13 protein-coding genes are annotated in these 18199 nt (G+C 64.1%); all 13 read left to right on the forward strand.

Going from position 1 to position 18199, the window contains the following annotated elements; all coding sequences use genetic code 11:
* The first annotated feature begins 47 nt into the window (after positions 1-47).
* Positions 48-980: a phosphonate ABC transporter substrate-binding protein gene (gene phnD, locus ACJ8IL_RS05540; RefSeq protein ID WP_025302014.1), complete on the forward strand. Its 933-nt coding sequence runs from the start codon at positions 48-50 to the stop codon at positions 978-980.
* Positions 981-1058: 78 nt separating this feature from the next.
* Positions 1059-1922 carry a phosphonate ABC transporter, permease protein PhnE gene (phnE, locus tag ACJ8IL_RS05545; protein ID WP_021503954.1) on the forward strand — a complete coding sequence of 288 codons (864 nt, stop codon included), beginning with the start codon at positions 1059-1061 and terminating at the stop codon, positions 1920-1922.
* Positions 1919-2818, forward strand: coding sequence for a phosphonate ABC transporter, permease protein PhnE (phnE, locus tag ACJ8IL_RS05550; protein WP_060432669.1), 900 nt, complete (start codon positions 1919-1921; stop codon positions 2816-2818). The genes phnE (ACJ8IL_RS05545) and phnE (ACJ8IL_RS05550) overlap by 4 nt, the downstream gene beginning before the upstream one ends.
* 232 nt (positions 2819-3050) lie before the next feature.
* Positions 3051-3515: a DUF1456 family protein gene (locus ACJ8IL_RS05555; RefSeq protein WP_004939471.1), complete on the forward strand. Its 465-nt coding sequence runs from the start codon at positions 3051-3053 to the stop codon at positions 3513-3515.
* 177 nt (positions 3516-3692) lie between these two features.
* The gene (locus ACJ8IL_RS05560; protein ID WP_261424132.1) at positions 3693-6260 is read left to right on the forward strand and encodes a putative mucin/carbohydrate-binding domain-containing protein; all 2568 of its coding nucleotides are present in this window, start codon (positions 3693-3695) and stop codon (positions 6258-6260) included.
* A gap of 223 nt (positions 6261-6483) precedes the next feature.
* Entirely contained in the window at positions 6484-8313 is a 1830-nt protein-coding gene (gene atzF / locus ACJ8IL_RS05565) for an allophanate hydrolase (protein ID WP_261424130.1), read from the forward strand.
* A 2-nt stretch (positions 8314-8315) separates the two neighbouring features.
* Complete coding sequence (gene uca, locus ACJ8IL_RS05570) at positions 8316-11936, forward strand: urea carboxylase (protein WP_261424128.1); 3621 nt, start codon at positions 8316-8318, stop codon at positions 11934-11936.
* 14 nt (positions 11937-11950) lie between these two features.
* Entirely contained in the window at positions 11951-12661 is a 711-nt protein-coding gene (locus tag ACJ8IL_RS05575; protein ID WP_147823033.1) for a GntR family transcriptional regulator, read from the forward strand.
* 35 nt (positions 12662-12696) lie between these two features.
* The gene (gene urtA, locus ACJ8IL_RS05580; RefSeq protein WP_442516389.1) at positions 12697-13965 is read left to right on the forward strand and encodes an urea ABC transporter substrate-binding protein; all 1269 of its coding nucleotides are present in this window, start codon (positions 12697-12699) and stop codon (positions 13963-13965) included.
* Between the two features lie 56 nt (positions 13966-14021).
* A complete protein-coding gene (gene urtB, locus ACJ8IL_RS05585) occupies positions 14022-15602 on the forward strand; it encodes an urea ABC transporter permease subunit UrtB (protein ID WP_142590647.1) in 1581 nt (526 codons plus the stop codon).
* On the forward strand, positions 15602-16678 hold the full coding sequence (urtC, locus tag ACJ8IL_RS05590) for an urea ABC transporter permease subunit UrtC (protein ID WP_025302022.1): 1077 nt from the start codon (positions 15602-15604) through the stop codon (positions 16676-16678). Before urtB ends, urtC begins: the two co-directional genes overlap by 1 nt.
* Entirely contained in the window at positions 16675-17481 is an 807-nt protein-coding gene (gene urtD / locus ACJ8IL_RS05595; RefSeq protein ID WP_147822953.1) for an urea ABC transporter ATP-binding protein UrtD, read from the forward strand. The genes urtC and urtD overlap by 4 nt, the downstream gene beginning before the upstream one ends.
* Before the next feature lie 12 nt (positions 17482-17493).
* Positions 17494-18192, forward strand: coding sequence for an urea ABC transporter ATP-binding subunit UrtE (gene urtE, locus ACJ8IL_RS05600; RefSeq protein ID WP_442516390.1), 699 nt, complete (start codon positions 17494-17496; stop codon positions 18190-18192).
* The last annotated feature ends 7 nt before the right edge of the window (positions 18193-18199 follow it).

An 18199-nucleotide genomic window follows, 5' to 3' on the forward strand; every position in this document is an offset into this window, starting at 1 on the left:
AGCACTTTTGACCTTTACCCTTTACCTTTACACACAAGGCACACCTAATGAAAAAAGTATTGAGTCTGACCACCCTGATGGCCGGCGCGATGATGGTATTTAATGCTGCCGCAGCGGATGCGCCGAAAGAGCTGAACCTGGGCATTCTCGGCGGCCAGAACGCCACCCAGCAGATCGGCGATAACCAGTGCGTGAAGCAGTTCCTGGACAAGGAACTGAATGTCGATACCAAGCTGCGCAACTCGTCCGACTATTCCGGTGTGATCCAGGGCCTGCTGGGCGGCAAGATTGACCTGGTGCTGAGCATGTCGCCGTCATCGTTCGCTTCGGTCTACATCAAGGATCCGAAAGCGGTGGACATCGTCGGCATCGCGGTCGACGACGTCGACCAGTCGCGCGGCTACCACTCGGTGGTGGTGGTGAAGGCCGGCAGCCCGTACCAGAAACTGGAAGATCTGAAGGGCAAGGCCATCGGCTTCGCCGATCCGGATTCCACCTCCGGCTTCCTGATCCCGAACCAGGCGTTTAAAAAGCTGTTCGGCGGCACGGTCGACAACAAATACAACAACACCTTCTCCAGCGTCACCTTCTCCGGCGGCCACGAGCAGGATATCCTTGGCGTGCTGAACGGCCAGTTCGAAGGCGCGGTGACCTGGGCGTCGATGATCGGCGACTACAACACCGGCTACACCAGCGGCGCGTTCACCCGCATGATCCGCATGGATCACCCGGACCTGATGAAACAGATCCGCATCATCTGGCAGTCGCCGCTGATCCCGAACGGCCCGATCCTGGTGAGCAACTCGCTGCCGGCCGACTTCAAAGCCAAAGTGGTCACCGCCATCAAGAAGCTGGATAAAGACGATCACCAGTGCTTTATCAAAGCGATGGGCGGCAAACAGCACATCGGCGACACCACCCTGGCGGAATACCAGACCATCATCGATATGAAGCGCGAGCTGACCAAAGGCGACCGTTAATTCCCGGCTGCCTCGGCCGTCCGAATGAAGGGGTTCAGCGTGCTGAACCCCTTGTTCCATCAAGATGGAAGACCTGCTTTGAATACCGATTTCGCACACTATTACCAACGGATCCGCAGCAAGCAAAAACGCGAAGCGCTGCTGTGGTCGCTCGGGCTGGTGGTGCTGTACCTGGGCGCCGGCAACCTCGCCGAGTTCAACCTGCACACCGTCTGGGTGTCTATTCCGCACTTCTTCGACTACCTGGCCGAAACCGTGCCGACGCTGCACTGGCACCTGCTGTTCGCCGATGGGCGCACCGAAGGTTCGCTGGCCTATTGGGGTTACCGCCTGAACATCCAGCTGCCGCTGATCTGGGAGACCCTGCAGCTGGCGCTGGCGGCGACCATTTTTTCGGTGCTGGTGGCGACCGTGCTGGCGTTTCTGGCGGCCGGCAATACCTATACCCCGGCCTCGGTGCGGCTGGCAATCCGCACGCTGGTGGCGTTCTTGCGCACCATGCCGGAGCTGGCGTGGGCGGTGATGTTCGTGATGGCGTTCGGCATCGGCGCCATTCCCGGCTTCCTGGCGCTGGCGCTGCACACCATCGGCAGCCTGACCAAACTGTTCTATGAATCGATCGAAACCGCCTCCAACAAACCGGTGCGCGGGCTGGCGGCCTGTGGCGCCACGCCGCTGCAGCGCATGCGCTTCGGCCTGTGGCCGCAGGTGAAGCCGGTGTTTCTCTCCTACAGCTTCATGCGGCTGGAGATCAACTTCCGTCAGTCGACCATTTTGGGGCTGGTGGGGGCGGGCGGCATCGGCCAGGAGCTGATGACCAACATTAAACTCGACCGCTACGATCAGGTCAGCATGACGCTGCTGCTGATCATCGTGGTGGTTTCCGTGCTCGACTATGTGTCGGGCGAGCTGCGCAAGCGCGTGGTGGAGGGGGCAAAATGATAGCGGGCACTCCGGCATCGGCGGAAACGCTGCACCAGTTGAAACAGCAGCATCCGGCGATCTTCGCGCAGCAGGGGCGCTACCTGCGCACCGTCGGCCTGATCGCACTGGCGATCGTGCTGTATTACGTGTTCTTCTTCCTGGTCTTCGGCATTAGCTGGCCGCAGTTTATCAACGGCTGCCAGCAGCTGGGGCGCTATTTCCTGCGCATGTTCGTCTGGCACGACTTCGCCAACTGGCCGTTCATGTACTACTTCCAGCAGATCGGCATTACTATCGCCATCGTGTTCGCCGGCACCATTACCGCGTCGCTGATCGCGCTGCCGCTGTCGTTTTTCGCCGCGCGCAACGTGATGTCGACGCCGCTGCTGCGGCCGATCTCCGTGCTGGTGCGTCGCTTGCTGGACGTGCTGCGCGGTATCGACATGGCGATCTGGGGGCTGATCTTCGTGCGCGCCGTCGGCATGGGGCCGCTGGCCGGGGTGTTGGCGATCGTGATGCAGGACGTCGGGCTGCTGGGCAAACTGTACGCCGAAGGGCACGAGGCGGTGGACAAGTCCCCCAGCCGCGGCCTGACGGCGGTGGGCGCCAACGGGTTGCAGAAGCACCGCTACGGCATCTTCACCCAATCGTTCCCCACCTTCCTGGCGCTCAGCCTGTACCAGATCGAGTCCAACACCCGCTCAGCGGCGGTGCTGGGCTTCGTCGGCGCCGGCGGCATCGGCCTGGTGTATGCGGAGAATATGCGGCTGTGGAACTGGGACGTGGTGATGTTCATCACCCTGATCCTGGTGGTGGTGGTGATGATCATGGACAAGGTCTCGTCGCTGCTGCGCAACAAGTACATCATCGGCGAAGACATCCCGCTGTATCAGCAAAAAAGCCAAATCGATTGAGAAACCCCTTGCCGATCCCTATACTGCCGCACATTCAAGGTGTGCGGCCATACCCGTCATACTTGGAGCTGCCTCTTTGTTGGCTGCATTTGCGCGCCCCGGTCACATAGTTAACTATGCTCCGGGGGGCTTACAAATTTGCCGCCGCGATGCAACTCCAATTATTTTGGGTATGGGGCATTTTTTTACAATGCGCACGTCCCCGTTAGACAAGTAAAGGCAATGCAATCCCATGATGAACAACGACGTGCTGCGCAGCGTGCGCTATATGCTGAGCATTAATAACGCCAAAATGGTCGAGATTATCAAACTGGACGATTTCGAGGTGGCGGTGTCGGCGATGGACGCTTACGTGATTAAAGAAGGCGAGCCGGGCTACGAAAAGTGCCCGGACGAAGTGATGGCGCACTTCCTCAACGGCCTGGTGTTCTTCAAGCGCGGTAAGGACGACAAGTTCCCGGCGCCGGCGGTTGAGCTGCCGATCACCAATAACCTGGTGCTGAAAAAGCTGCGCGTGGCGTTCGAGCTGAAAGACACCGACATGCACCAGATCTTCACCGCGGTGGACTTCCGCATCTCCAAGCCGGAGCTGAGCGCGCTGTTCCGCAAAGAGGGCACCAAGAACTACCGCCCGTGCGGCGATCAGATGCTGCGCTACTTCCTCAAAGGGTTGGCGCAGCGCGTTCGCGGCGAGTAACGCGCAGCGTTCACCGAACATCAGGCGCAATCGCAAGGTTGCGCCTTTTTTATTGCCGCTCTCCCGCTCGCCGTTGTTGTACTGGCCCTCAGCCACCCGTCATCGATGGAGGGCGTGCCGCCCGTCCGGTTACTTTTTCATGGTCAATTCAATCACCCAAACCATGAGGAAAGCAGGATGCCAACCATCACGAAAACCCAATCACTTTACACGTTGACCCGGCCAGTCTGGCTGGATGCGGCAGGCATGAGCAAAGGCATCGATCACGATCGCCAGCACCTGGGCGTCATTCTCGCCGCCGGGCAAGTGCTGCGAGTGCGCCAGACCAACGCGGCGTTTACCGGCAAGTTAACGCTGCGCTTGCTGAATGACGACAGCAAAACGGAGGCGGAATTCAGCGTCGGCGCGAGCTGGGTCGAGGCCCAGGTCAATGCCGTCTCGGTGCCGTTCATCGATACGCCGTATGGGCAGGGCGAGCCGGTGCTGGAGTTCGAGCACCCGGACACGGCGAAAGCGTTGCCGGTTTATCGCCGTGGCGAAAACGAAGCCGCGTTCTTTGCCCGCTGGGACGATCGGGACGCCGAGTTTGCCCTGATCGATGCGGAATACGCCGTGTTGCTGGTGCCGAAAATCAGTAAACCGGCGCTGAAGTCACTGGGCGAAGCGAAAAACATCGACGGACTGATCGCCTACTACGATCGCATTTTCACCTTCTACAATGCGCTGACCGGCGTCTCGTTCGAGGCTGAACACGAATCCGATCGCAATATTCGCAACCGCTACTTTATGAAGGCCGATAAACACGGCGCCGGCGCCGCGTATTACGGCGGCCGCTGGACGGCGGAAACCAGCAGCTCGGTCAGCAGCTTCTGGCTGACGCCGGAAGACAGCAACTGGGGCAGCCTGCATGAGATCGCGCACGGCTATCAGGGGCACTTTATGGGCGACAAATATTTCTCCACCGGTGAGATGTGGAACAATATTTATGCCGCTTGCTATCAGGACGTGATGCTGGGGGAACGTAAATACCAGGAGGGGTGGCTGTATAACTACGGCAACGCGGCCGGCGTCGAGAAGAAAATCATCGATCTGATCGCTCAGGGCACGCCGCTCAACCAGTGGGATCTGCGCTCCAAGCTGTTCTTCGCGATGCTGATGGTCGACAAGGCAGGCAAGAACGCCTTCACGCACTTTAATCAGCAGTATCGCCAAAGCTGCAACACGGCGGGTTTCGTGCCGTCGGAACATGCCTTGCTGGATCTGCTGTCGGCAAGCTTCGCCGCAGCCGGCGAGCAAATCGACGTGACGCCGTTCGTCGAGCTGACCGGCGGCGTGATCACCCAAGCGCAGCGCGACCGCAACGCGTTCAGCCACGCCAAGGCGGTGTATCCGCTGTATCAACTGGTGGACGCGCAGAGTCTGCCGGTGGTGCAGGCACAGCTGAAGCTGGATTCCTCGCTGCGGCTGGTCGATTCTTGCCAGCTCAAGGCCAGCGGGCTGAAAGGCGACGTCACCCTGAGTCTGGATATCGATGACTTTGCGCAGATCTACGGTGAAGACCTGATCCTGATGGAAGGGGCGCGCTATGCCCACAAAGTCCGTATCGATGCGCCGACCCTGGCGCTGACTGCGCTGCCGATCGGCGTGTATACCTTGCGGTTGCCGACCGGTAAAGATCGTAAATATCGGCCGACGGCGGGTTACCTGACGGTGAAGCAGGGGAAGAACGCGGTGACGCTTCGCTTCGAGCGCAAAGCCGCTTCGCCGATCGTTTCGCAGGAGATCACTCTGTTGGGCCTGAGCGATGCGGTCTTCGCCACCGTGGTCGTCGATCGCGCCAAAGGAGCGGTGGTGGTTGACGTGACCAGCACCACGCCGCACGCCTACTTCCCCGGTGAAACCTATGCCCGGGTGACGCTGCGCGATCGGCAGGGCGCGGTGCGCTTCAGCAAGGAGATTCAGGGCACTCAGGCTACGTTAAGTCATGACGAGCTGCCGTTTGCCGAGGGCGATGACATCGAGATTTACCATGTGGAGCCGAGCCGGGTGCGTTTGAATCCGGCGGCGGCCGGCGTCATCGATAACAAAAACAAAACCAATGTACTGCGCATCGAAACAAGCGGGCTGAAAAACCCGGCGTTGCCCGGCGATCCCGAACAGGCGCTGCTGGCGCGCCTGGAACAGGCGGCGCAGCGTTTGCGTCGCCTGTTGCCGGCTTACTATGCGCCATCGTCGTCGTTCAAGGACGATATTTATCTGGCGATCGGCGCCTTTGCCGAGCCGCAGCGCGAGTCACTGTTGGCGACCTATCGGGATTGCCTGCCGGCCGACAATACGCCGCCGGGCGCTAACGTCGGCAATGCGTTTACCGTGGCGTGCAAAGGGATTGGCGATCGCCAGTTCCTGACCGGCGCCATCGATCTGGTGAAGAAAACCGTTACCGTCACGCTGGCGGCGGGGATTGCTCACCACTACTTTGCCGACAGCTACGCCTTCCTCAGCGTGACGGATGCGGACGGCAACGTCTTGCTCAGCTACGACGTCATCGGCAGCCAGAATCAACCGGCCAAAACCTGGGTGTTGCCGCTGTCGGGTTACGGCGGTGAAGTGATTCATCTGCGGCATGAAGAGCCGGACAGCCGCCTGGCGATCGTCAACGAAATGCAGCACCTGCGGCTGGCGGAGAAGGGCAAGCAACAGACCTACTGCATTACGCCGGTCGGTTTGAAACGCATCAAGGATTGATCCCCATCGGCCTGCGGGGCGGCGAGTGTCGCCGCCCCGTTTTTTCCTCTGCATCATCCCCTTATTGCACTCTTTTTGTTCTCCCGCTGCGCGCCGCTGGTGCAGCCCGTTTGCCGCCGCCGTCATAAGTTTTAATTATAATTTATTGAAATCATGAGATTAAAAATTGGCACGCCGGTTGCTCTGTTGAATCCCATCTTGTGTACCAGATGGAATTCAGTCGATGAGCGAATCTGTTGTAGCGTGCGGTTTTACCCTCAGTGAATGGCAACACCATTACCAAACCCGCCCGGCGGGCGAGCGCTTTGCCTGCGTCAGTGCGACGATCGAAACGCTGGTCGCCGGTCTGAACCCAGACGATAACGCCTGGCTGTATCTCGCTACGCCGGCGCAGCGCGAGCAGCAGTATCGGCAGCTGGCACAGAGGCTCGAGGCGGTCGCCGGCGATCTCAGCCGCCTGCCGCTGTTCGGCGTGCCCTTCGCCATCAAAGACAATATCGACGTCGGCGGCTGGCCAACCAGCGCCGCCTGCCCGGCGTTCACCTATCAGGCCGCGGCGGACGCCACCGTGGTCGCCCACCTGCGCGCCGCCGGGGCGATCGCCCTCGGTAAAACCAACCTCGACCAGTTCGCTACCGGGTTGGTGGGCACTCGCTCACCTTATGGCGCGGTGGTCAACAGCTTCGACAGCCGCTACGTCAGCGGCGGTTCCAGCTCCGGCTCCGCCTCGGTGGTGGCGCGCGGCCTGGTGCCGTTCGCGCTCGGCACCGACACCGCCGGTTCGGGGCGCGTGCCCGCCGGGTTCAACAACATCGTCGGGCTGAAGCCGACCAAGGGGCGGTTGTCCAACCGGGGCGTGGTGCCGGCCTGCCGGTTGAACGATACGGTGTCGGTCTTCGCGCTGACGGTGGCCGATGCCGCGCTGGTGGCGGAACTGGCGAGCGGCTTTGACGCGGCAGACCCGTATTCCCGCCCCGATCCGCATACCGCGCCGGCGGATATCCCCGCCGCGCCGCGTTTCGCCGTTCCCGCCCAGCTGGAGTTTTTCGGCGACGTTCAGGCCGAGCGGGCGTTTCACCGAGCGCTGGCGCAGCTGCAGGCGGGCGGCGCCACGCTGGAATCCCTCGATTTCGCGCCGTTTCGCACTCTGGCGGAACAGCTGTATTACGGCCCCTGGGTGGCGGAGCGCACGGTAGCCATTGAGCAGGTGCTGGAAGCGAGCCCGCAGGCCATCGATCCGGTGGTGCGCGGTATCGTCGGCAACGGCCTCGGCTACAGCGCCTGCGACGCCTACAAGGCGGAATACCTGCGCGCCGAGCTGGCGCGGCAAATCGCCCAGCGGCTGGCGCCGTTCGACGCGCTGGTGGTGCCGACCGCGCCCACTATCCGCACCCTGGCGGAGATGGCGCAGGAGCCAGTGCTCTTCAATTCGCAATTCGGCACTTACACCAATTTCACCAACCTGGCCGATCTGAGCGCGCTGGCGCTGCCGGGGCCGCAGCGCGAAGACGGTCTACCGGCGGGCATCACCCTGATTGCGCCCGCCTGGCATGACCGGGCGTTGGCGGCGTTTGGCCTGCGCTGGCAACGGCAAAGCGCCTTGCCGCTCGGCGCTATCGGCCGGGCATTGCCGCCGCAGCCTGTGCCTGCGCCGTCCACAGGGCACGTGCGTCTGGCGGTAGTGGGCGCTCACCTTAGCGGCATGCCGCTCAACGTCCAGCTGACACAGCGCGACGCGGTGCAGGTGGAGCAAACCGCTACCGCCCCCTGCTATCGCCTGTATGCGCTGGCCGATACCGAGCCGCCGAAGCCGGGGCTGGCGCGCGCGGCGCAGGGGGCGGCGATCCGGGTTGAGCTGTGGGACATCCCGCTGGCCCGTTTCGGCGAGTTTGTGGCGGAAATTCCGGCGCCATTGGGCATCGGCACGCTGCTGCTGGCGGACGGCCGGCGGGTGAAGGGGTTTATCTGCGAAGCCTGGGCGCTGGAAGACGCGACGGATATCACTGAGTTTGGCGGCTGGCGCGACTATCTCGCCAGCGTTAAGGGGGCATGAACATGTTTACTACCGTACTGATCGCTAACCGCGGCGAAATCGCCTGCCGCGCCATTCGCACCCTGAAACGCCTGGGCGTAACCAGCGTGGCGGTCTATTCCGACGCCGACCGCAATGCGCCGCACGTCGCCGAGGCCGACAGGGCGGTGGCGCTTGGCGGCGACAAGGCCGCCGACAGCTACCTGCGCATCGACAAGATCCTCGCGGCGGCCGCGGCCACCGGCGCGCAGGCGATCTACCCCGGCTACGGCTTTTTGTCCGAGAGCGCCGAGTTTGCCGACGCCTGCGAGGCGGCGGGCATCGCCTTTATCGGCCCGACGGCGGCGCAGATGCGCGAGTTCGGCCTCAAGCACCGGGCGCGCGAGCTGGCGGCGTTGGCCGGGGTGCCGATGACGCCGGGCACCGGCTTGCTGGAGAGCGTTGAGCAGGCGGTCTCGGCCGCTGCGCGCATCGGCTACCCGGTGATGCTGAAAAGCACCGCCGGCGGTGGCGGCATCGGTCTGACGCGCTGTGACGACGAGGCGGCGCTGCGCGACGCGTACGACAGCGTCAAACGGCTGGGAGAGCAGTTCTTCCGCGACGCCGGCGCCTTTATCGAACGCTTCGTCGATCGGGCGCGCCACGTCGAGGTACAGATTTTCGGCGACGGCCAGGGGCAGGTGGCGGCGCTCGGTGAACGCGACTGCTCGCTGCAGCGCCGCAACCAAAAGGTGGTGGAAGAAACCCCGGCGCCACACCTGCCGGCGGCGACCCGTCAGGCGCTGCATCGGGCGGCGGTGGCGCTGGGCGAGTCGGTGAATTACCGCAGCGCCGGCACCGTGGAATTCATTTACGACGCCGCGCGCGACGAGTTTTACTTCCTGGAAGTGAACACCCGCTTACAGGTCGAGCACCCGATCACCGAGATGGTCACCGGCCTGGATCTGATCGCATGCATGCTGCAGGTGGCGGCGGGCGACGCGCTGGATTGGGCGGCGTTGCAGCGCGCGCCGCAGGGCGCGGCGATCGAAGTGCGCCTCTACGCCGAAGATCCGCTGAAAAACTTCCAGCCCAGCCCCGGCGTGCTGACCGAGGTGCATTTCCCTGACGACGTGCGACTCGACGGGTGGGTGGCGACCGGCAGCGAAGTCTCGGCGTTTTACGACCCGATGATCGCCAAGCTGATCGTGCACGGCGCGGATCGGGCGCAGGCGCTGGAAAAATTGCGCGTGGCGCTGGCGGCGACCCGCTTGCACGGCATCGCCACCAACCTCGATTATCTGCGGCAGGTGATCGCCACGCCGCAATTTCAGCGCGGCGACGTCTGGACGCGCCTGCTGGACGATGTGCGTTTCCAGCCGCACTGCCTCGAAGTGCTGCAACCCGGCACCTACAGCAGCGTGCAGGATTATCCCGGCCGCCTCGGCTATTGGGACATCGGCGTGCCGCCGTCCGGCCCGATGGACGACTTCGCGTTTCGGCTGGCCAACCGCATCGTCGGCAATCATCCGGCGGCCGCCGGGCTGGAGTTTACCCTGCAGGGGCCGACGCTGCGCTTTCATTGCGACGCCACGATCGCGCTGACGGGCGCGAGCTGCCCGGCCGACCTGGATGGCGAGGCGGTTGCGTATTGGCGGCCGATCGCGGTGCGGGCCGGGCAGGTATTGACGCTGGGGCGCGCCACGCAAGGCTGCCGCACCTATCTGGCGGTACGCAACGGCTTTGACGTGCCGGTGTATCTCGGCAGCCGCTCCACCTTCGCGCTGGGCCAGTTCGGCGGCCACGCCGGGCGCACCTTGCGGGTAGCGGACATGCTGGCGATCGCCCAACCGGCGCTGGCGGCCAGCACCACCCCGGCGCCGATCGCCGCGCCGCAGGCGATGGACGACAGCCTGATCCCGCACTACGGCGACCAGTGGCACATCGGCGTGCTGTACGGGCCGCACGGCGCGCCGGATTTTTTCACCGCTGAATCGATAGAGGCCTTCTTCGCCACCGACTGGCAGGTGCATTACAACTCCAACCGCCTCGGCGTGCGCCTGGCGGGGCCGAAGCCCGAATGGGCGAGAGAGGACGGCGGCGAAGCCGGTTTGCATCCTTCCAACGTGCACGACTGCGAGTACGCCATCGGCGCGATCAATTTCACCGGCGACTTCCCGGTGATCCTGACCCGCGACGGGCCGAGCCTCGGCGGCTTCGTCTGCCCGGTAACCATCGCCAAGGCCGAGCTGTGGAAAGTGGGGCAGGTGAAGCCGGGCGACCGCATCCGGTTCCATCCGATCGGCTTTCGCCAGGCGCAGTCGCTGGAGCAGGCGCAGCTTGGCAGCATCGAAGCGCTGGCGGCGGTGAAGGCCATCACCCTGCCGCCGCCGGATCTGGCCCCGGCGGAGACCGTTTCCGCCGCGGTGCTGGCGGCGCTGCCGGCGGCGGAAGGGCGCCCGGCGGTGGCGTATCGCCAGGCGGGGGACGGTTACATTCTGATGGAGTATGGCGACAACGTGCTCGATCTGGCGCTGCGGCTGCGCATCCATCTGCTGATGCAGTCGCTGCGAGAGGAGGCGATACCGGGCGTGGCGGAGCTGGCGCCGGGCGTGCGTTCGCTGCAGATCCGCTACGATAGCCGGCTGATAAGCCAGGCCGATCTGCTGCAGCGCCTGCTGGCGCGCGAACGGGCGCTGGGGGACGTCAGCCGCCTGAAGGTGCCGACGCGCACCGTCTGGCTGCCGTTGGCGTTCGAGGATTCGGCCACGCTGGGCGCGGTGGATCGCTATCAGCAGACGGTGCGCGCCTCGGCGCCCTGGCTGCCGAACAATGTCGATTTCATCCAGCGCATCAACGGCCTGAGCCGACGCGAGCAGGTGCGCGACATTCTGTTCGACGCCAGCTACCTGATCCTCGGTCTGGGAGACGTCTACCTCGGCGCGCCCTGCGCGGTGCCGCTCGATCCGCGCCATCGCCTGCTGAGCTCCAAATATAACCCGGCGCGCACCCACACCGCCGAAGGGACGGTCGGCATCGGCGGCATGTACATGTGCATCTACGGCATGGACTCGCCGGGCGGTTACCAGCTGGTGGGGCGCACGCTGCCGATCTGGAACAAATTCCTCAAAAACCCGCAGTTCACCGCCGGTGAGCCCTGGCTGCTGCGCTTCTTCGATCAGGTGCGCTTCTACCCGGTCAGCGAGCAAGAGTTGGACGAGCAGCGCGAAGCGTTCCGTGAAGGGCGCATGCAGGTGCGCATCGAAGAGAGCGAATTCGACTTCGCCGCCTACACCGATTTCCTGGCCGACAACGCCGAGGCGATCGCCGATTTCCAGCATCGCCAGCAGCAGGCGTTCAGCGCCGAGGTGGCGCGCTGGCGCAGCGATGACGACGAAGCCGAGGCGCAGCTGTTGCCGCCGGTTGAAGACGACGCGATCGACGGCGATCGGGTCAGCGCCGATCTGAACGGCAGCGTGTGGAAGATCCTGGTGGAGCCGGGGCAGGCGGTGGCGGCCGGCCAGCCGCTGATCGTGGTCGAGGCGATGAAAATGGAGCTGGCGGTCACCGCGCCGCGCGCCGGGATCGTCAAACGCATCAGCTGCCGGCAGGGGCGGCCGGTCGGGCCGGGCGACGCCCTGCTGTGGCTGGAAAAGGCGGTTTGAACGGAGGGGCGATGATGCAAATCACCAACGGGGAGCACAAGGCGCGCCCGGAGGGGCTGGCGGAGCGCATTTATCTGCAGCTCAAGGCCGACATCTTCGAGTTTCGCCTGCTACCGGGCGATCGCTTCAGCGAAAGCGACGTGGCGCAGCGCATGGCGGCCAGCCGCACGCCGGTGCGCCAGGCGCTGTTTCGACTCGAGCGTGAAGGCTATGTCGAGGTGCTGTTTCGCAGCGGCTGGCAGGTGCGGTCGTTCGACTTCGCCTACTTCGAAGAGCTGTATGACCTGCGCATCGTGCTGGAACAAGAGGCGGTGAAACGGCTGTGCGAACGCCCGGCCGGGGAAACGCCGGACGCGCTGGCGGCGCTGAGCCGTTTTTGGACCGAAGCGCCGCGCCTGGCGGACGGCAAGGCGGTGTCGCAGCACGATGAGCAGTTTCATCAGGCGTTGGTGGCCGCGGCGGGCAACGGCGAAATGGCGCGCATCCACCGCGAGCTGACCGAAAAGATCCGCATCATTCGCCGGCTGGATTTCACCCAGCAGGCGCGGGTGGACGCCACCTACCGCGAGCACGCCGCCATTTTGCAGGCGATCCTGCAGCGGCAAAGCGAGGAGGCGCAAACGCTGCTCGGCGAGCACATCGCCGTCAGCAAGGCAGAAGTGCGAAAAATAACGCTGCACATGTTGCACCAGGCGCGGGCTCAGCCGCCCGCGCGCTCGGCGTAACGATTTTGATTTCACACACATCAGGAGTTTGAACTATGCAACGTCGTCGTTTTATCAAAGCTTTTGCGCTGTCCGCCGCCGCTGTCGGCCTGGGCCTGGCCTGGAGCGCGCAGGCCGCCGATACCATCAAGGTCGGCATTCTGAGTTCGCTCTCCGGCACCATGGCGATTTCCGAGACGCCGCTGAAGGATGTGGCGCTGATGACCATCGACGAGATCAACGCCAAAGGTGGGGTGCTCGGCAAAAAGCTGGAGCCGGTGGTGGTAGATCCGGCCTCCAACTGGCCGCTGTTCGCCGAAAAGGCGCGCCAGTTGCTGAGCCAGGACAAGGTGGCGGCGGTGTTTGGCTGCTGGACTTCGGTGTCGCGCAAGTCGGTGCTGCCGGTGTTTGAGGAGCTGAACGGCCTGCTGTTCTATCCGGTGCAATACGAAGGCGAAGAGATGTCGCCGAACGTGTTCTACACCGGCGCGGCGCCGAACCAGCAGGCGATCCCTGCGGTGGAATACCTGCTGAGCGAGGACGGTGGCGGCGCCAAGCGCTTCTTCCTGTTGGGCACCGATTACGTCTATCCACGCACCACCAACAAGATCCTGCGCGCCTTCCTGCACAGCAAAGGCGTGCAGGACAAGGATATCGAAGAGGTCTATACGCCGTTCGGCTACAGCGATTACCAGACCATCGTCGCCAACATCAAGAAATTCGCCGCCGGCGGCAACACCGCGGTGATCTCCACCATCAACGGCGATTCCAACGTGCCGTTCTACAAAGAACTCGCCAACCAGGGCGTCAAGGCCACCGACGTGCCGGTGATCGCCTTCTCGGTCGGCGAGGAAGAGCTGCGCGGCATCGACACCAAACCGCTGGTGGGCAACCTGGCGGCCTGGAACTACTTCGAATCGCTGGATAACCCGACCAACAAACAGTTTGTCAGCCAGTGGAAAGCCTACGCCAAGGCGCACAATCTGCCGAATTACGCCACTGCGGTCACCAACGATCCGATGGAGGCCACCTACGTCGGCCTCCACATGTGGGCGCAGGCGGTGGAAAAGGCCGGCACCACCGACGTCGATAAGGTGCGCGCGGCGATGGCCGGGCAAACCTTCGCCGCGCCGTCGGGCTTCACGCTGACCATGGACAAGACCAATCACCACCTGCACAAGCCGGTGATGATCGGCGAGATCGAGGGCAACGGCCAGTTCAACGTGGTGTGGCAGGCCGAGGCACCGGTGCGCGCGCAGCCGTGGAGTCCGTATATCGCCGGCAACGACAAAAAGCCGGATTACCCGGTGAAAGGCGGCAAGTAACGTCACTCAGCGCCGGCGCGGCTCGACGCGCGCCGGCCCAACAGAAGAGGCAGCTGATGCAATCTCCGTTTTTATCCTCTCTGCGCGCCGGGCTGTGGCTGTTGTGCGCCTGGCCCCTGCTGGCGCAGGCCGGGCCTGCCGATGAGTTCGCGGCGGCCAATCGCGCGCAGCAGGCCAAACTGCTGCAGGCGTGGGCGGCCGAGCCGGACGCCGCGCGCCTGCCGCTGCTGCAGGGGCTGCAGCAGGAAAACGTGGCGATCGACGAGGCGAAGCGCGCCTTTATACGCCAGGGCGACCGCTATCTGCCGCTTGAAGGTGAGGCGGCCCCGGTTGGCGAGCCGAAGAAGGTGTGGCTGAACAACCGGCTGCGCATTCTGATCGCCAACGCGCTGTCGGCGCAGCGGTTGGTCAGCGCGGACGCGGCGGTGCGGCTGCAGGCGGCGACCGCGCTGCAGCGTGAGGCGCAGGGCGAGCAGTTGCCGCTGTTGACCCGGCGGCTGGCGCAGGAGAAAGACCCGCAGGTACGCGACGCGCTGAGCATTGCGCTGGCGAACCTGCAATTGGCCGACGCCAGCCCGCAGGTGCGCTTCAATGCGGTGCGGCTGCTGGGGGAATCGGGCGAGCCGGAAACCCGCGCGCGGCTGCAAGCCTTGACCGATGCGGCCAATGAGCCGGACGCCGCGGTGCGCGCCGAGGCGCAGCGCAGCCTGCAGCGCGTGCAGCACCGCCTGATGATCGGCGATCTGCTCGGCCAGGCGTTCAGCGGCCTGTCGCTCGGTTCGATCCTGCTGCTGGCGGCGCTCGGCCTGGCGATCACCTACGGCCTGCTCGGCGTCATCAATATGGCGCACGGCGAAATGCTGATGCTCGGCGCCTATTCCGCCTATCTGGTGCAGGGGCTGTTTCAGCAATTTGCGCCGCAGTGGCTGGCGCTCTACCCGCTGGCGGCGCTGCCGGTGGCGTTCGCCATTACCGCCGGGATCGGCATGGCGCTTGAGCGCACGGTGATCCGCCACCTGTACGGCCGGCCGCTGGAAACCCTGCTGGCCACCTGGGGCATCAGCCTGGTGCTGATCCAACTGGTGCGGGTGCTGTTCGGCGCGCAGAACGTCGAGGTTGCCAACCCGGCGTGGCTGTCGGGCGGCGTGCAGCTGTTGCCGAACCTGGTGTTGCCGTGGAACCGCATCGCGGTGATCGCGTTCGTGCTGCTGGTGCTGGCGTTGACCTGGCTGCTGCTGAACAAGACTCGGCTCGGCATGAACGTGCGCGCGGTGACGCAAAACCGCGCGATGGCGGCCTGCTGCGGCGTGCCCACCGGGCGGGTGGACATGCTGGCCTTCGGGTTGGGATCCGGCATCGCCGGGCTTGGCGGGGTGGCGCTGTCGCAGTTGGGCAACGTCGGGCCGGAGCTGGGGCAAGGTTACATTATCGACTCGTTCCTGGTGGTGGTGCTCGGCGGCGTCGGCCAGCTGGCGGGGACGGTGGCGGCGGCCTTCGGCCTCGGCATCGTCAACAAGATCCTCGAGCCGCAGATCGGCGCCGTGTTGGGCAAGATCCTGATCCTGGTGCTGATCGTTCTGTTTATTCAAAAGCGTCCGCAGGGGCTGTTCGCCCTCAAGGGCAGGGTGATTGACTGATGAGCCAACCATTGACCGTAACCGGCGTGCAGAAAGCGCCCCGGCTGGCGTTGAGCATCGGCGGGCTGGCGTTGCTGGCGCTGCTGGTCATGCCGTTCATGACGTTGTTGCCGGCGGATCATCCGCTGGCGGTGTCCACCTATACCCTGACGCTGGCGGGCAAGATCCTGTGCTACGCGGTGGTGGCGGTGGCGCTCGATCTGGTGTGGGGCTATGCCGGGCTGCTGTCGCTCGGCCACGGGCTGTTCTTCGCGCTCGGCGGCTACGCCATGGGCATGTACCTGATGCGGCAGGCGGCGGGCGACGGGCTGCCGGCGTTTATGGCGTTCCTCTCCTGGAACGAGCTGCCGTGGTTCTGGAGCGGCACCCAGCATTTCGCCTGGGCGCTGTGCCTGATCGTGCTGGTGCCGGGCCTGTTGGCTTTCCTGTTCGGCTACTTCGCCTTTCGCTCGAAAATCAAAGGGGTGTATTTCTCGATCATGACCCAGGCGCTGACCTATGCCGGCATGCTGCTGTTCTTTCGCAACGAAACCGGCTTCGGCGGCAATAACGGCTTTACCGGTTTCACCACGCTGCTCGGCTTTCCCATCACCGCCGCCGGCACGCGGGTGGCGCTGTTCCTGGCGACGGTGCTGCTGCTGGCCGCCAGCCTGGCCATCGGCTTTGCGCTGGCGCGCAGCAAGTTCGGCCGGGTGCTGACCGCGGTGCGCGATGCGGAAAACCGCCTGACCTTCTGCGGCTACGATCCGAAGGGCTTCAAGCTGTTCGTCTGGACGCTGTCGGCGGTGCTGTGCGGGCTGGCCGGCGCGCTCTATGTGCCGCAGGTCGGCATCATCAACCCCGGCGAAATGTCGCCGACCAACTCGATCGAGGCCGCCATTTGGGTCGCCCTCGGCGGGCGCGGCACCCTGGTGGGGCCGTTGCTCGGCGCCGGCATCGTCAACGGCGCCAAGAGCTGGTTCACCATGGCCATTCCCGAATACTGGCAGTTTTTCCTCGGCCTGATGTTTATCGTCGTCACGTTGTTTCTGCCCAAAGGGGTGATTGGCCTGCTGCGTCGGAGGAAATCCTCATGAAGGTGATGCAAGTGACCGACGAACTGTTTACCCATCCGCTGCCGGCGGACAAATACCGGCAGCAAACCGATCCGGTGCTGCAGCTCGATAACGTCAACGTCAGCTTCGACGGTTTTCGCGCGCTGACCGATCTGTCGCTGCGCATTGGCGTCGGCGAACTGCGCTGCGTGATCGGCCCCAACGGCGCCGGCAAGACCACGCTGATGGATGTGATCACCGGCAAAACCCGGCCGGACAGCGGCAGGGTGTTTTACGATCAGACCGTCGATCTGACCCGGCTGGCGCCGATGCAGATCGCCCACGCCGGCATCGGCCGCAAGTTTCAAAAACCGACGGTGTTCGAGGCGCTGACGGTGTTCGAAAATCTGGAGATCGCCCAGAAAACCCGCAAGTCGGTATGGGCCTGCCTGCGCGCCCGTTTAAGCAGCGAACAGCGCGACCGCATCGACGAGATGCTGAAGACCCTGCGGCTGGGGCATGAGCGCCACCGGCCCGCCGGGTTGCTGTCCCACGGGCAGAAACAGTTTCTCGAGATCGGCATGCTGCTGGTGCAGGAACCGCACCTGCTGTTGCTCGACGAGCCGGCGGCCGGCATGACCGACGCTGAAACCGACTACACCGCTGAACTGTTCCGCGAGCTGGCGGGCAAGCATTCGCTGATGGTGGTGGAGCACGACATGGGGTTTGTGGAAACCATTGCCGATCGCGTGACGGTGCTGCATCAGGGACAGGTGCTGGCGGAAGGATCGCTGGCGCAGGTGCAGGCCGATGAACGGGTGATTGAGGTATATCTGGGGCGCTGAGGAGGCGTAATCATGCTGCAGGTAGAGGAATTGAATCAGTATTACGGCGGCAGCCACATCCTGCGCGGCCTGTCGTTCGAGGCGCGCATCGGCGAGGTGACCTGCCTGCTGGGGCGCAATGGCGTGGGCAAGACCACGCTGCTGAAATGCCTGATGGGGCTGGTCCCGGCGCGCAGCGGCAGCGTCCGTTGGCAGGGTGAAACCATCACCGGTAAAAAACCGCATCAGCGGGTGCAGGCGGGCATCGCCTATGTACCGCAGGGGCGGGAGATTTTCCCGCGCCTGACGGTGGAGGAAAATCTGCTGATGGGGCTGGCGTGTTTTTCCGGCGCTGACGCGCGCGCGGTGCCGGATCCGATCTATGAACTGTTTCCGGTGCTGCGGCAAATGAAGGATCGGCGCGGCGGCGATCTTTCCGGCGGGCAGCAACAGCAGCTGGCGATCGGCCGGGCGCTGGCCTGCCGACCGCAGCTGTTGATCCTCGACGAACCGACGGAAGGGATCCAACCTTCGGTGATCAAGGAGATCGGCGCGGTGATCAAGCAGCTGGCGGCGAAGGGCGATATGGCGATCCTGCTGGTGGAGCAGTTCTATGACTTCGCCGCTGACCTGGCGGATAGCTATCTGGTGATGTCGCGCGGCAGCATCGTGCAGCGCGGCGCCGGCAGCGCTATGGAACAGGACGGCGTCCGCGCGCTGGTGGCGATTTAACGTTGGG

The sequence above is a fragment of the Serratia sp. CY47444 genome (assembly GCF_052168635.1).
Lineage (GTDB): Bacteria > Pseudomonadota > Gammaproteobacteria > Enterobacterales > Enterobacteriaceae > Serratia > Serratia bockelmannii.

Coding starts and splice junctions, on each gene's coding strand:
- ACJ8IL_RS05575 (WP_147823033.1), top strand. CDS start 11,951: ATGCAAATCACCAACGGGGAGCACAAGGCGCGCCCGGAGGGGCTGGCG.
- ACJ8IL_RS05560 (WP_261424132.1), top strand. CDS start 3,693: ATGCCAACCATCACGAAAACCCAATCACTTTACACGTTGACCCGGCCA.
- ACJ8IL_RS05555 (WP_004939471.1), top strand. CDS start 3,051: ATGATGAACAACGACGTGCTGCGCAGCGTGCGCTATATGCTGAGCATT.
- atzF (WP_261424130.1), top strand. CDS start 6,484: ATGAGCGAATCTGTTGTAGCGTGCGGTTTTACCCTCAGTGAATGGCAA.
- urtB (WP_142590647.1), top strand. CDS start 14,022: ATGCAATCTCCGTTTTTATCCTCTCTGCGCGCCGGGCTGTGGCTGTTG.
- uca (WP_261424128.1), top strand. CDS start 8,316: ATGTTTACTACCGTACTGATCGCTAACCGCGGCGAAATCGCCTGCCGC.
- urtE (WP_442516390.1), top strand. CDS start 17,494: ATGCTGCAGGTAGAGGAATTGAATCAGTATTACGGCGGCAGCCACATC.
- phnE (WP_060432669.1), top strand. CDS start 1,919: ATGATAGCGGGCACTCCGGCATCGGCGGAAACGCTGCACCAGTTGAAA.
- urtC (WP_025302022.1), top strand. CDS start 15,602: ATGAGCCAACCATTGACCGTAACCGGCGTGCAGAAAGCGCCCCGGCTG.
- urtA (WP_442516389.1), top strand. CDS start 12,697: ATGCAACGTCGTCGTTTTATCAAAGCTTTTGCGCTGTCCGCCGCCGCT.
- phnD (WP_025302014.1), top strand. CDS start 48: ATGAAAAAAGTATTGAGTCTGACCACCCTGATGGCCGGCGCGATGATG.
- urtD (WP_147822953.1), top strand. CDS start 16,675: ATGAAGGTGATGCAAGTGACCGACGAACTGTTTACCCATCCGCTGCCG.